This window comes from Aeromonas sp. 604282 (assembly GCF_049170575.1).
Classification (GTDB): Bacteria; Pseudomonadota; Gammaproteobacteria; order Enterobacterales; family Aeromonadaceae; genus Aeromonas; species Aeromonas veronii_A.
Map to the genome: position 1 here is coordinate 1 of NZ_JAAKMV010000016.1, position 14,340 is coordinate 14,340.

Consider the following 14,340-nt stretch of genomic DNA (forward strand, 5'->3'; position numbering starts at 1 on the left):
AGTGTGGCATTCGCCATGCGAGAGTAGGACACTGCCAGGCACCCAATACAAGAAACCCCGCTCATCGAGCGGGGTTTCTTATTGCCAGCAATTCAGCAAATAGCCTGATAATTGCCCCGTTTTATTCCCCTCCTCTTGAATTTCCAATCATCCCCGTCTGTTTCACTCATAAAAAATGGCCCAGAAAGCGTAAAATGGCGCTTTATTTCGTCGGAGATAGCCCATGTTTTGTCCAAAATGCGGCGGTCAAACCCTGCAGAGCGTCAGCCCCAAAGAGTTTCTCTGTGGCTGCGGTTTTCATTTTTTCCAGAATGTGGCGACGGCGGTGATGGTGGCGCTTTGCTGGCAGGATGAGGTACTGGTTGCGGTGAGGGCCGGCAATCCGGGCAAAGGGTTGCTGGATCTGCCTGGAGGATTTGTCGATCCCGGCGAGTCGCTGGAGGTGGCGCTGGTGCGCGAGTTGCAGGAGGAGCTGGGGCTCGATGTTAGCGCTCATCCTTGCACCTATCTTGGCTCATTCCCCAATATCTATCCCTACGATGGCATCACCTATCACACCTGTGACACCTTCTTTGCCATCGTGCTGAGCGAAAAACCTGTCATCCAGCCGGCTGACGATGTGGCCGCCTGTCAGTGGCTGAAGATCAGCGATATCCCCTTGCCCCGTTTTGCTTTCGAGTCGACGCGCTCCGCGATGGCGCGGTTGCAGCAATCCCCTTTGCAAGCCTGATCCCTGCTGATGATATGGGGATTGGCAGCGACCATCCCTGTCTCATCCTTGTCCACTTTTGTCCCGCAGACGCCATTCGTCAGACGGTGAGTGGTATAGTCTGCAGTGGATCCGGATTCAAGGAGCATATCGTGAAGAAGATAGTTCTCATCTTGCTCGGCATCGCCGTGGCGGCCTTGCTGGCCATAGTGACGCTGATAAGCCTCATCGACCCCAATCAATTCAAGCCCCAACTGGCTGAACAGGTGCGCAAGAGCACGGGCCGCGAACTGGTGATGGCGGGGGAGATTGACTGGCGTTTCTGGCCGAGTCTCGGCCTTTCGCTGGAAAAGGTCGCTCTGCGCAATCCGGCCGGTTTTGCCGAGCCGGATCTGGTCCGTTTCGAGCAGGGCGAGGCCTCGGTAGCCCTGCTGTCGCTGCTCTCCCATCGACTGGAGATCGGCAAGGTGACCCTGAGTGGCGCCCATCTCTTTATCCAGACCAAGGCGGATGGCAGCTCCAATCTGAGCGGACTGTTCAAGGATGCCACTGCTGATACAAGCGAACCGGTCGCTCCCGCAGCTCCTGCGCCAACCGCTGATAACAAGCCCTGGCAGATCAGTTTGCAGGGTGTGGCGCTCTCCCAGGCCAGTGCGCTGGTGCAGGATGATCGCACCGGCACCTCGCTGCGACTGGATCGCCTCGATCTCGATATGGGGCAGCTGGCCACCGGTCAGTGGGTACCTGTGACGCTGGCCGCCAAGGGGAGTGCCGACAAGCTCGATTTCGATGTTAAAGGGCAGACCCAGGTCAAGCTGGCGCAGGAGGTGATGGCCAGCGAACTGAAAGACTTGAGCCTCAGTGGCAGTCTGAGTTACCCGTCCCTGCGACTCGACAGTTTCTCCATCAAGGGAGACCGACTGGCTCTTGGTGAGTGGAGCAACCTCACGTTGGCGCTGAAAGGAGCCAAGGTAGAGGGGCAGCAAGCTTTACTGGCTGGCTCGCTGGAAGGAACGCTCAAGGGACGGCTCGATAAAGAGATGAAGCTGGCCGAGCTCTCCGATGTGCTGCTGACGGCAGCGCTGGATGGTGATGCGCTGCCGCGCCCGCAGATGAAGCTGAAACTGGCCGGGTTTGCCCGTGCCGAGCTCGACAAGCAGTTGATTACCCTGAGCAAGCTGGTGATGAGTGCCGATGAGGCGCTGCTGAGTGGTGATGGAAGCGTGCAGCTTGGCGCTGTTCCCGCAATCAGCTTCGATCTCAAGGGGGAGAAGCTGGATCTCGACAAATGGCTCGCCAATTCGACACCGGCCACTCCAACACAAGCGAAAGAGGGCAAACCGGCGGCTGGTGCCTCAAATGCCGCAGCTGGTGGTAGTAAAGCGGTAAGCGGCAAGAGCGAAGCTCTTTCCACGGTCGAACCGGATCTGGGTGCGCTCAAAGGGGTGGATCTGGATGGTCGGCTGCAACTCGGCAGCCTGCGTCTGAAAGGGCTGGATCTTGGCGCCGTCGATCTGCAGGTGGCTCTGGCCAAGGGACTGCTGACGCTCAAACAGTTCAGCGCGACCGTGGCAGGCGGTCAGGTAAATGCGAACGGGGTACTCGACGCGCGCCAGCAGCCCGCCACCTACAAGGTACACAAGCAGGTGGCCGGAGTGAACATTCGCCCCTTGTTGCAGACTCTGGCTCAGAGTGATCTGCTGGAGGGCAAGGGCGATCTCGATGTGCAGGTGCAGGGGCGTGGTCTCTCTGAGTTGGCACTGCGCAACGGGATGCAGGGCAAGGTTACCTTGAAACTGAGCGACGGTGCCCTGCATGGCATCAACCTGCCGGAGATGATTCGCGAGGCGCGGGCTACCCTCACCGGCAAGGGGGCCGAGCAGGTGAAGGAGGCGCGCAAGACCGACTTCAGCGCCCTGACCGCCAGCTTCCAGATTGCCAACGGCATCGCCCGCAGCAACGACATCCAGCTCTTTGCCCCGGCCTTGCGGGTCAAGGGGGAGGGGCAGATGGCGCTGGTGCCGGAGAGTCTCGACTTCCTGTTCCTCACCTCCATTGTCGAGAGCAGCAAGGGGCAGGGGGGCAAGGATGTGGACGAGCTGAAGGAGATCACCATTCCGGTGCGGATCGGCGGCCACTGGCAGGCGCCCAGCTACCAGCTCGACGTAAAGGCGCTGCTCAGCAACAACAAGCTGCTGGAGGAGAAGGCGCGCAAGGAGGCCGAACGCGGCCTCAAGAAGCTGCTGGGGGACAAGGCCGACAACGAGGCCGTCAAAGGGGTGGCCGACCAGCTGCTCAAGGGCTTGTTCAAATAGCCCCAGCCTTTCGTTTTATCTCCATGTAGAGCCCGCCTCGTGCGGGCCCTTTTTCATTGCCGCTAGCGGGAATTACTCCCCCAGCAGCAGTTGCCAGACTGCCAGCACATGGCCTCGTTCGGTCAGTAACTGGTCGTCGCTCACCTTGCGGGAGATCTCCGAGAGGTTGAGGCGATGGCCGAGGTTGCGGATCTCCAGATAGGCGTGCTTGAGCCCCTCCGCATGCTCCAGCGTGAGTACCCCCGCCAGCACGCACTCATCGAAGATGCGCACGTTATCGGACCAGCGGGTGAGCGCCTCGGGTTCACCGCAGGCGTGGGCCAGCACCAGGTACTGGGCGATGAACTCGATGTCCACCATGCCGCCGGGGGACTGCTTGAGGTCGAACTCGCCGGCGCCCGCCTTGAGCAGGTGATCCCGCATCTTGTGGCGCATCTCGCGCACCTCGCGGGCCAGGGTCGGCAGTTCGCGCTCCTTGGCCAGCACGGCGCGGCGGATGCGGGCAAACTCGGCAACGATGGCGTCATCGCCATAGATGGGGCGGGCCCGCACCAGTGCCTGATGCTCCCAGGTCCAGGCCTCGTTTTGCTGATACTGCTCATAGGCCGAGAGGGACGAGACCAGCAGGCCGGAGTCGCCGGAGGGGCGCAGCCGCATGTCGATCTCGTAGAGAATGCCGGAGGGGGTGCGGGTGCTGAACAGGTGCAGGATCCGCTGTGCCAGGCGCAGGTAGAACTGGCGGCTGTCGATGGGTTTGCGCCCGTCGGTGTAGCTGTTGGGGTCGCCGCCGTGCAGGAACACCAGATCGAGATCCGAGCCGTAACCGAGCTCGATGCCGCCGAGCTTGCCGTAGGCCACTACCGCAAAGCCGCGCTGACCGCTCACCGCCACCTCGGGCGGTACCCCGTAGCGCTCGCTCATCTGGGCCCATGCCTGATTGACCACCTCCTCGGTGATCGCCTCCGCCAGCCAGGTGAGGTGGTCGCTCACCTTCATCAGCGGCAGGGCGCCGGCGATGTCGGCCGCCACGATGCGCAGCAGCTGCACCTGCTTGAACTGGCGCAGTGCCTCCATCTGCTGCTCCACATCCTCTTCGGGGATGCGCAGCAGGAACTGGCGCAGCTGGGGTTTGTACTGATCGAGCGGGGTGGGGTGATAGAGGTGCTGGGGATCGAGCAGCTCGTCCAGCAGGATGGGGTAGCGGGCCAGCTGCTCGCTCACCAGATGGCTGGCGTCGCACAGCCGCACCAGCTGGCGCAGGGCGCCCGGGTTCTCCGCCAGCAGCTGCAGATAGGCGCTGCGGGTGAAGATGCGGGTCAGCAGCTCGCACACCCGTTCGAACAGGCGGGCAGGTTGCTCGCTGGCGACCACCAGTCGCAGCAGCTCCGGCATCAGCCAGTCCAGCGCGATGCGCCCCTGCGGCCCTACCTGACGTCGCTTGTACTCCTCCTTGAAGCGCAGCAGGGCACCGCAGAGCGGAACGGGCTCGGCCACCCCCTGCGCGGTCAGCAGCTGCTCCAACTCGGCGGCGTCGAGCTCGGTGCGCCACAGATCGAGCCAGAGTTGCTCCAGATGGGCGGGGGCCTCTTTCTCTTCCCCCACCACGGCGGCAAACTCCTGATGGACGGCCGCCATCTCCTCGTCCAGATGAGCCATGAAGGCGCCCCAGTCAGCAAAGCCGAGGGCGGCGACGAGCCGCTGGCGATCCCGCTCCTCGGTGGGCAGGGTCTGGGTCTGCTGATCGCCGATCTCCTGCAAGATGTTCTCGACCCGGCGCAGGAAGCGGTAGGCCGTCAGCAGGCGGTTGCAATGGGTGGATTCGAGGGCGCCGCACTGGGCGATGGCGGCCAGCGCCTCTGGCAGATGGCGCACCCGCAGCGCCGGCTCACGCCCGCCGCGAATAAGTTGCAGCGCCTGGGCGATGAACTCCACCTCGCGAATGCCGCCAGCCCCCAGCTTGATGTTGCCCTCCAGCCCCTTGCGGCGCACCTCGGCGGCGATCATCGCCTTCATCTGGCGCAGGCCGTCGATGACGCCGAAGTCGATATAGCGGCGAAACACGAAGGGGCGCAGCATCTCGGCCAGCTCCACCGCATGTTCGCACTGGGGCCCCAGCACCCGCGCCTTGACCATGGCGTAGCGCTCCCAGTTGCGGCCGTGGTGCTGGTAGTAATCCTCCATGGCGGCAAACGAGATGGCCAGCGGCCCCGCGTCACCAAAGGGGCGTAAGCGCATATCGACCCGAAACACCTGACCGTCGACCGTGCTCTGGTGCAGGGCGTTGATGATGCGCTGGCCCAGCTTGATGAAGAATTGCTGGTTGGCGAGCTCGCGTCGCCCGCCGACCGTGTAGCCGTTCTCGGGGAAGGTGAAGATAAGGTCGATGTCCGAGGAGAAGTTGAGCTCGCCGCCCCCCAGCTTGCCCATGCCGAGAATGAGCAGCGGCTGCGGGTTGCCGTTGCCGTCCATCGGGGTGCCCAGCTCGCCGCACTGCTTGGCGTAGAGCCAGTCGCGGGCGGCGCAGATAAGCGCATCCGCCAGTCTGGTGAGGTGGATAAAGCTCTCTTCCACCGCCGCGTGACCCAGCAGCTCGCGCCAGGCGATCACCAGCATGCGGCTGCGACGGAACTGGCGCAGGATGCGCTTGAGCGCCTCTTCGTCGTCCACCTCGGCGAGCATGGCGGCCAGATCATGCTGGTAGGTGGGCCAGCGTTCGGAGCGCTCCAGCTCCCCGGAGGCGAGCAGCTCGGTCAGCAACTCAGGCTGTTTGAAGAGGGAATCGGCGACAAAATCGGAGAGACCGAGCAGGGTCAGCAGGGTCTGGTGCACCGGCTCGGGCTGCGTGCCGTAGTCGGGGGCCAGTTCAATCAGCCGTTGCCAATGGCGCTGGGCCAGCTCCTGCAGCAGGGGGGAGAAGGCGGAGAAAGAGGGAGAGTGCTGGGCCACGGTTGCCGTCCTTGTGATTAACGAAACTGCCGGATAAAAAGCTGGCTGCCAATCTAGCACTGTCGGGCCCCCGCGTCACAGCGCAGGGGCGAGAAGCATGATCCGGCAAATAAAAATGGGCTCCCTGTCGGGAGCCCATCGGATTGCGCTGGTCATTATCAGTGGCTATCGACCCAGAAGAACTTGAGGACGAACAGCAGGGCAACCACCTGCACGCAGGGGTTGATTTCGCGCCAGCGGCCGGTGCCCGCCTTCATCACGCAGTAGGAGATAAAGCCAACTGCGATCCCCTCGGTGATGGAGAAGCTGAACGGCATCATGACGGCGGTCATAAAGGCCGGTACCGCTTCGGTCAGATCTTCCCACTTCACTCGGGTCAGCTCGGAGCACATCAGCACGCCCACATAGATAAGGGCGCCAGCGGCGGCATAGGCCGGCACCATGGCGGCGACCGGGGAGAAGAAGATCGCCAGCAGGAACAGCAGGCCGACCACGATGGCGGTTAGACCGGTACGGCCGCCGACGGCGACGCCGGAGCTGCTCTCGATAAAGGCGGTAACCGAGGAGGTGCCCATGAAGGCGCCGCCGACGGAGCTCACGCTATCAACCATCAGCGCCTGTTTCATGCGCGGGAAGTGGCCCTTGTCATCGGCCAGCTTGGCGCGGTTGGTGACGCCGATCAGGGTGCCGGAGGAGTCGAACAGGTTGACCAGCATAAAGGAGAAGATGATCCCGGCGAGGCTGATATCGAGCGAGCCCATCAGATCCAGCTTGCCGAACACCGGTTCGATGCTGGGGGGCATGGAGACAAAGCCCTTGAAGGTGACATCGCCAAACAGCCAGCCCAGACCCGTGGTGACCACAATGGCGATCAGCACGGCGGAGTGGACGCCGCGAGCGGAGAAGATGCAGATCAGGAAGAAACCGAGCAGACCCAGCAGGCAGGGCAGGGAGGTGAGGTTGCCCACGGTCACCATAGTCGCAGGGCTGGCCACGACGATCCCTGCGTTGTGCAGGCCGAGCAGGGCGATCAGCAGACCGATACCGGCGGTGATGCCGACCCGCAGGGTGAGCGGGATGTTGCCGATCAGCCAATAACGCACCCGCAGCAGGGTGAGGATCAACAGACCCATGGCACCCCAGAAGATGGTGCCCATGCCCACTTGCCAGGAGTAGCCCATACCCGCGACCACCACGAAGGCGAAGAAGGCGTTGAGGCCCATGGCGGGGGCCAGCGCGATCGGCAGGTTGGCCAACAGGCCCATCAGGATGCTGCCGATACCGGCGATGAGGCAGGTGGTGACGAACACGGCCTGGGTGTCCATGCCCGCCGCAGAGAGGATCTGCGGGTTGACGAACACGATATAGACCATGGTCAGGAAGGTGGTGATACCGGCAATCACTTCGGTACGGGCGGTAGTGCCATGGCCTTGCAGGGCAAACAGGCGCTCAAGCAATCCTTGCCCGGCGGCCTGATTGGCAGCTTGGTGTTGTTGATTCATGTTGGATTCCAATAGGTGACGTGAAATAAGCAGCAGGGGAACGGGCTATCCCATCCATGCGGGGTAAATTGCCCTGTTTCTGGCGGTTAAGTAACCAGACTCGTCCTGATACCGTGACAGCGCGCACATTTTTACACAGGCGGCGCCGTTTACAAACCCCGGATCTGCGAAGCAGATCAATGAATAGAGCAAAAATTCAAACGTTTGCTTTTTGAGCATGAAAAAAGGTTCTCAGCAGAGAACCTTTTATCGAAAATTGGGGGCTTACAGGGTTTTGAAGTAGCGCTCGACCAGCTGGGCCAGCACCGAGTCGAGTCGGTCTTGTACCTCACCCAGTTCGCGGCCGAAGCGGCGCAGAAAGAGGATGGCCTGCTCTTCGGTCAGCTTGCGCCCCTCGATAAAGAACTCCTGCTCCGGCAGTTGCTTGTCGTAGCGGGGGATCAGCACCCAGCTCACCAGCTCGGGATCCACGGCGGCAAAAATCTTGGCGGCAGCGGCACAGAAGGTCTCTATGTGCTCCTTGCCATCCGGCCCGAGGCAACCCGGTTCAACCCGGATCTGGATGGTGAGTTTTTTCTCTATGGGGGTCGTCATCGTGCTACATCCATGCAAAGGCATCCGTCTAGGATTGTAAGCCAAAAGACAACAGAAAGGGGAGCCGGAGCTCCCCTTGTGACGTTGGTCGCAGCTGCGATGGTACGGCTTGTACCGACTGACAGCTTACTTGGCGATGCGCTTGTACTTGGCGCGGTGCGGCTGGATGGCCTCGGCGCCGTAGGTCTTCTTCTTCCACTCTTCGTATTCGGTGAAGTTGCCTTCGAAGAATTCGATCTTGCCCTCGTCCTGATAGTCCAGGATGTGGGTGGCGATGCGGTCGAGGAACCAGCGGTCGTGGGAGATGACCATGGCGCAACCCGGGAACTCCAGCAGGGCGTTCTCGAGGGCGCGCAGTGTTTCGATATCCAGATCGTTGGTCGGTTCATCCAGCAGCAGCACGTTGCCGCCGGTCTGCAGCAGCTTGGCCAGATGCAGACGACCGCGCTCACCACCGGAGAGTTCGCCAACCCGCTTCTGCTGGTCGGAACCCTTGAAGTTGAAGCGGCCGATATAAGCCCGGCTCGGGAACTCGTAGTTGCCGATGCGCAGGATATCCTGACCGTCAGCGACCTCTTCGAATACCGTCTTCTTGTCATCCATGCTGTCGCGGAACTGATCCACAGAGGCCAGCACCACGGTGTCACCCAGGGTGATGGTGCCGGAATCCGGCTGCTCCTGACCCGACATCATGCGGAACAGGGTCGACTTACCGGCACCGTTCGGGCCGATGATGCCGACGATGGCACCCTTCGGAATGGAGAAGGAGAGATCGTCGATCAGCACCCGATCACCGTAAGATTTGCGCAGGTTGGCCACTTCCACCACCTTGTCGCCGAGGCGCGGTCCGGGCGGAATGAACAGCTCGTTGGTCTCGTTGCGCTTCTGGTAGTCGTTGGTGTTGAGCTCTTCGAAGCGAGCCATACGGGCCTTTGACTTGGCCTGACGCCCTTTCGGGTTTTGACGAACCCACTCCAGCTCTTTCTCGATGGACTTGCGACGGGCAGCTTCGGAACTTGCTTCCTGCGCCAGACGGGCGTCCTTCTGCTCCAGCCAGGAGGAGTAGTTGCCTTCCCACGGGATACCTTCGCCGCGGTCCAGTTCCAGGATCCAGCCCGCCACGTTGTCGAGGAAGTAACGGTCGTGGGTGATGGCCACTACAGTGCCTTCGTAGTCGTGCAGGAAGCGCTCCAGCCAGGCCACGGATTCCGCATCCAGGTGGTTGGTCGGTTCGTCCAGCAGCAGCATGTCCGGCTTTTCCAGCAGCAGACGGCACAGTGCCACACGGCGGCGCTCACCACCGGAGAGGTGCTTGATCTTGGCATCCCATGCCGGCAGGCGCAGGGCATCGGCCGCCCGCTCCAGCTGGTTTTCCATGTTGTGGCCGCCCTGAGCCTGGATGATGGCTTCCAGCTCGCCCTGTTCGCGGGCCAGCTTGTCAAAGTCGGCATCCGGGTCGGCGTAGGCCGCATAGACCTCGTCCAGCCGGGCCATGGCGCGCTTCACTTCGCCAACGGCCTCTTCGACCGCTTCGCGTACTGTCTGCTCCGGATCCAGCTTCGGCTCCTGCGGCAGGTAGCCAATCTTGATGCCGGGTTGCGGGCGGGCTTCCCCTTCGATCTCGGTGTCGATGCCCGCCATGATGCGCAGCAGGGTCGATTTACCGGCGCCGTTCAGACCCAGCACGCCGATCTTGGCGCCCGGGAAGAAGCTCAAGGAGATGTTCTTGAGAATATGACGCTTGGGCGGCACTACCTTGCCGACCCGGTTCATGGTGTAAATAAATTGAGCCATTGGCTAATTCTCTTCCTTTTCAGCAGGTTAATGTCTTGGCATTAACAGACTGATGTCGTGGTGGGGCCAGGTCGACACGCCGTCAACCGGGTTCCAAAAAACCCGTCGATTGTAAACCAACGGACGAGGGGGGGCAAAGGCGGCACCCGGCTATGTCCTCCCTTTGCCAACAGGGTCACGCCTTGCTGCATCAGCCGTGCAATTTGGGCATGATGTGGGCTGCTGTTTTGTCCAGGAGCCGTCATGATCCCATCTCCTCAAGTTCCCTCACTGGCCACCTTTCTCTGCTCCATGGGATTGGATGCCGCCCTGAGCGAAGCCCTCTGTCAGCGTTTGCCACGGCAGACGCTGCGCGCCGGTCAGGCACTGTTGGCGCAAGGGGCCGAACAGGAGGGGGCCTTCTATATCGAAACGGGCATCGCCCGTGCCTGCCACTACAATCAGGACGGGCAGGAGCGCTGCAAGGAGTTCTACTTCGAAGGGGAGCTCTGCCTGCTCTATGACAGCTGACTTACGGGGTTGCTCGCCCGCTATCAGCTGGAGGCGCTGACGGAGCTGCAGGTGCCGATCGCCCTGCTGGATGAGCCCATCTGGCAGCCGGTCTGCATGGCCCTGCTGCGCCAGCAGCTCGGTTACAAGGAGCGCAAGGAGGCGTTTTTGCTGCTCCACTCCCCCGAAGAGCGTTATCGGGAGCTCTGCCACACCTTCCCCCACTGGCCTGCACGACTGACCCAAGTACAGCTCGCCAACTACATCGGCATCAGCCCGGTCACCTTGTCACGGATCCGCAGGCGCATTAACACGGGTTAATGCCGCTCTCCGGCCATCCCCTCATGCTGCGCCATCCAAATGACGGACGAGGGGTGGATGATGTCGCTGTTTCTGTGGTCGCAACTGGTGGTGAGCCTGGCCTTGTTGCTCGATCTGTTGTCGTTTCAGTTGCGGGATCGTCGCAGGATCCTGGCCTGTCTGGCCCTCTCCTGCACCCTCAATGCCGGTCACTTTGCCCTGCTCGGGCAGTGGTCGGCCGCCAGCCTGTTGCTGCTGGCCAGCGTGCGCTTTCTGGTGAGTATCTGGCTGGTTCGCCGCATCTTGATGTGGTTTTTCATGGGGTTGGCCTTTGCGGCTGCGCTGGCGACCTATCAGGGCGTACTCTCACTGATCGGGCTGCTGGCCAGCCTGCTGCAAACCCGGGCCGCATTTTGCCCGGATGATCGCCAACTGCGGCGCTGGATGCTGCTCGGCACCCTCTGCTGGCTGGTCAACAACCTGCTGGTGGGCTCTCCGGTCGCCGCGCTGATGGAGGGGCTGTTTCTGGTCAGCAATCTGGTGGGCTACTACCGCCACTATGGGCGCAGGGCATGTCCGGGGGGTTGATATCGGCTGTGGAAGAGAGCGCGGGGTAAGTCCTGTCTGATAGAGCTTACAAAGCAGAGAGGCCGCCATAGTGGCGGCCTCTCTGGCTCATCAGGCTTTGTTGAAGCTGTTGATGAGTGCTTTTGCGTAATCAATGACGAACTGCTGGCAGTGGATGGCGGTCTGCGGATCGAACTCCTCGCCATGCAGATCGGTATTGGAGAGCACCCGGATGCCGACAAAGGGCACCTTGTAGGCCTCGGCGACCAGCGCTGCGGAGGAGGTCTCCATCTCTTCTGCTGCAGTGTTGTAGGTCTGATGCAGCCAGTTGATGCGGGCCACCTGGCGGTTCCACTCATCGGCAGTGCCTATGATGCCGGCAACTACGCGGCCGTGGCGATAACGGTCGGCCATGCCAAGGGCGCGGCCAACCAGCTCGGGATCGCCGCCAAAGGAGGAGTGCTCTACCAGCTTGCCTTTGTCACGCAGGCGCATGGTGACCTCGAAGTTGTGCCATTTGCTTGGGTCGACACCCTGCTCGGCCGACGTCAGATCACTGCGATAGGCCCCCATGTTGAAGCTTTTGGTACCGATAACGATATCACCCCGGTGTAGCGCCGGATCATGGCCGCCTGCCGTGCCCTGATTGATGACGAGGCGCGGATGAAAGCGCTCCATGGCGAGAGTGGTGGCAGCAGCGGCATTGGCCAGTCCCACCTCGGTGCGAGAGACAACTACCGGATAACCCGAGAGGGTACCCTGCCAGTAGGTCCAGGCGCCGACGGTCAGCTCCTGCTTGTCCTTGAGGGCGGCCACCAGCGTCTCGACTTCGACGTCCATCGCTCCCTGGATCAGGATGGGTGCTGGCGCCGGAGTGGCCGCCATGATGGAGGAGGAAAAGAGTGCAAACAGCGTGAGCAGGCGCGAGCAACGTTTGATGAAATTCATGGGATACCTGTTGGTCTGGCAAGAAAGCGCCGGATCCTACCGAAAGGAAAACGATTGCGCAAATGGTGGTACGTTTTTTGTCAATAGCGTGCAGCTAGTCGAACAGGTTCAGGGCTGTTTGTAGCCAGCGAAGTAGAGCACCCGTTTGACATACTCCCGGGTCTCGTCATAGGGGGGGATCCCGCCATAGCGTTCCACCGCTTTTTCCCCGGCATTGTAGGCCGCCGAGATCCGCACCCAGTCGCCATCGAAGCGGCGATCCAGCCACTTGAGATAACTGACGCCACCCTTGATGTTCTGTGCCGGATCAAACGGACGAGTTACCCCGAATCGCTGCTGGGTCTCGGGAATAAGCTGCATCAGCCCCTGGGCATTCTTGGGTGAAACTGCGCGGCTTTCGAGGTTGGATTCGGCAATGGCGATGGCCAGTACCAGCCGGGCATCCACCTTATGGTGTTTGGCTGCGTGGCGCAACATGATGACCAGTTTTTGCTTTGCGGGTGGCTGGTGGGCAATCCAGGTGTCGACATTGAAGGGGGTGGAGGGGAGCTGTGCCAGATAGCCACCCTGTCCGCCACGGATCCCGATACCGCACTGATCCCCCATGGGGGCATTGCCGATACGGGCGTTGTAGTAACGGGCAGCCTGTCGGTTACCAAGGCGCATCGCCATGGCGAGGTAGCTGTTGGCCAGCTTGGCGCTGCGCACCGAGGCGGGGCCGATGGCAAGCAGACGACCGATCCGGAAGTAACCTTCGGGGTTGCCGGTGCTGGCCGCGACACAGTAGAGGGCGATGGCCTGTTGCAGATTGCCGTGTTGCTGGGCCAGTTGACCCTGCTTGATCGCCGTCAGTGCCTTGGGGGCCTGTCTGAAATCCCTGCCTTGTGCCATCGCCTGCGGCGTACCTGCCAGTAACAACGACAAAAAAAGCAGCAAAAACAGACCGTTTTCACTGATGTTCCCCATGGGTGATCTCCTGCTTGAGTACAGAAGATATAGAGGAACATGGTAGCTATCGCCACGAACCCAGTGGATCCTGTTGTTATAGCCGGTTTATTTCAGAGAGCAAAACGGTATGGAACTAACGGTCTGTCGACAGTTTCACACCATTTTTCATCGGGTTAGAAGTCGTGGTGATACTCATGCTCATCCAGCATGGCGGGAGGAAGCGCGCGATAGAAGCTGCCAATTTCGCAGGCGACCCAGAGCGAAAGCAGGATCAGCATGCTGATAAGGGGAAGCTGGGTGTGGTTCTGGGTCAGGGCATAGGCTGCGATGGCTGCGCCAAGCAGGAGAAGGGTTCGGATCATGAGGTAGCTCCTTGTCGTCATGGGGGGGCGTGGCCACGGACAGAGCGCCTGGGGTCGGGAGTGTCTCCCGGGTGGCACGAAGCGAGATGATTATATCGCGTCATGCCGCTGCCGGTCCGTGGTGTCATCACACTTTCCATCGTCATGGGTTTCGTATCGAGTTGGGCCCCGCCATATGCGGGGCCTGTGGTTGTGTAACGGTTAGAAGAGACCGCCGTTGCTATCGTCACTGTCGGCCCAGCCGCCACTCTGGCTATCGTCGTCGAGAAAACGGCTGCCAATATCGGGAGGTGAATCCCAGCCATTCCAGCTGACCGGTTCGGCATCGACCGGATTGGCGATGGGCGCTGGCGCTACGATGTCGATGATCTCCTCGGGCCGGTTGTAGTGAAACAGTCCACCGATCATGTCGGCCAGCATCACACCACCGGCCACACCTGCGGCGGTTTGCAGGGCGCCACCCAAAAAGGAGCTGGCACGGGACGCAGGTTGGGCAGGAGCGGTTACCGGTGGCGGAGTGACGCGTGGGGGCGGGTTGTTTTCGCTACCAAACAGGCCGGAGAGGAAACTGCCGCCGCTCGGGGCGCTCTGGCTGGACTCCAGCTCCTTGATCCGCTCGTTGAGGCGAGTAAGGGCTGCCTGCTGTATCAGTAGCGCCTGGGTCATGTAGTAGGGGGCATCCGGCTGCTGGGCCAGATGTTGCCGGATCAGCTGATCCGCTTGTTGGTCTCGCTCGCTATCCCTGGCTTGCGCTTGCTTGAGGCGGTCGAACAGTCCATCGATCAGACCCTGTTCCTGTTGTTGCATCTCAAATCCTCGCTATGGTGCGCAGACAGTGCGTTCAGCCATCCTAAAACCCGCTGGAC

General features: G+C 61.3%; 11 protein-coding genes and 1 pseudogene. 4 read left to right on the plus strand and 8 right to left on the minus strand.

Annotated elements, in window-relative coordinates; genetic code table 11:
- The first annotated feature begins 223 nt into the window (after nucleotides 1-223).
- Together G5367_RS16995 and G5367_RS17000 are read left to right on the plus strand one after the other, a co-directional pair.
- Nucleotides 224-730, plus strand: a complete 507-nt coding sequence (locus G5367_RS16995) for an NUDIX domain-containing protein (RefSeq protein ID WP_421251626.1) — start codon at nucleotides 224-226, stop codon at nucleotides 728-730.
- Nucleotides 731-861: 131 nt separating this feature from the next.
- The gene (locus G5367_RS17000) at nucleotides 862-3,024 is read left to right on the plus strand and encodes an AsmA family protein (RefSeq protein WP_421251625.1); all 2,163 of its coding nucleotides are present in this window, start codon (nucleotides 862-864) and stop codon (nucleotides 3,022-3,024) included.
- A 72-nt stretch (nucleotides 3,025-3,096) separates the two neighbouring features.
- Here G5367_RS17000 and glnE read toward each other — a convergent pair whose 3' ends face one another.
- The 4 genes from glnE to ettA all read right to left on the minus strand — a co-directional run bounded on the left by glnE (nucleotide 3,097) and on the right by ettA (nucleotide 9,860).
- A complete protein-coding gene (gene glnE / locus G5367_RS17005; protein ID WP_421294734.1) occupies nucleotides 3,097-5,970 on the minus strand; it encodes a bifunctional [glutamate--ammonia ligase]-adenylyl-L-tyrosine phosphorylase/[glutamate--ammonia-ligase] adenylyltransferase in 2,874 nt (957 codons plus the stop codon).
- A 158-nt stretch (nucleotides 5,971-6,128) separates the two neighbouring features.
- A complete protein-coding gene (locus tag G5367_RS17010) occupies nucleotides 6,129-7,472 on the minus strand; it encodes an NCS2 family permease (RefSeq protein ID WP_421294736.1) in 1,344 nt (447 codons plus the stop codon).
- 264 nt (nucleotides 7,473-7,736) lie between these two features.
- Nucleotides 7,737-8,066, minus strand: coding sequence for a hypothetical protein (locus G5367_RS17015; RefSeq protein ID WP_216979417.1), 330 nt, complete (start codon nucleotides 8,064-8,066; stop codon nucleotides 7,737-7,739).
- Nucleotides 8,067-8,192: 126 nt separating this feature from the next.
- Nucleotides 8,193-9,860 (minus strand): energy-dependent translational throttle protein EttA, encoded by a 1,668-nt coding sequence (gene ettA / locus G5367_RS17020; RefSeq protein ID WP_216979416.1) that lies wholly within the window; start codon nucleotides 9,858-9,860, stop codon nucleotides 8,193-8,195.
- Between the two features lie 243 nt (nucleotides 9,861-10,103).
- Between ettA and G5367_RS17025 the strand changes: the two are divergent.
- Both G5367_RS17025 and G5367_RS17030 read left to right on the plus strand, forming a co-directional pair.
- Nucleotides 10,104-10,670 (plus strand): annotated as a pseudogene (locus tag G5367_RS17025) (Crp/Fnr family transcriptional regulator).
- A gap of 57 nt (nucleotides 10,671-10,727) precedes the next feature.
- Nucleotides 10,728-11,237: a YgjV family protein gene (locus G5367_RS17030; protein ID WP_421213144.1), complete on the plus strand. Its 510-nt coding sequence runs from the start codon at nucleotides 10,728-10,730 to the stop codon at nucleotides 11,235-11,237.
- A 90-nt stretch (nucleotides 11,238-11,327) separates the two neighbouring features.
- Here the strand turns inward: G5367_RS17030 and mtnN are convergent, their stop codons facing one another.
- From mtnN to G5367_RS17050, 4 genes are all read right to left on the minus strand, one after another.
- On the minus strand, nucleotides 11,328-12,164 hold the full coding sequence (gene mtnN, locus G5367_RS17035; RefSeq protein WP_216979413.1) for a 5'-methylthioadenosine/S-adenosylhomocysteine nucleosidase: 837 nt from the start codon (nucleotides 12,162-12,164) through the stop codon (nucleotides 11,328-11,330).
- Between the two features lie 108 nt (nucleotides 12,165-12,272).
- Nucleotides 12,273-13,130, minus strand: coding sequence for a lytic transglycosylase domain-containing protein (locus G5367_RS17040; protein ID WP_421294740.1), 858 nt, complete (start codon nucleotides 13,128-13,130; stop codon nucleotides 12,273-12,275).
- A 155-nt stretch (nucleotides 13,131-13,285) separates the two neighbouring features.
- Nucleotides 13,286-13,474 (minus strand): hypothetical protein, encoded by a 189-nt coding sequence (locus G5367_RS17045; RefSeq protein WP_421251621.1) that lies wholly within the window; start codon nucleotides 13,472-13,474, stop codon nucleotides 13,286-13,288.
- A gap of 201 nt (nucleotides 13,475-13,675) precedes the next feature.
- On the minus strand, nucleotides 13,676-14,281 hold the full coding sequence (locus G5367_RS17050; RefSeq protein WP_421294742.1) for a DUF2076 domain-containing protein: 606 nt from the start codon (nucleotides 14,279-14,281) through the stop codon (nucleotides 13,676-13,678).
- Between the last annotated feature and the right edge of the window lie 59 nt (nucleotides 14,282-14,340).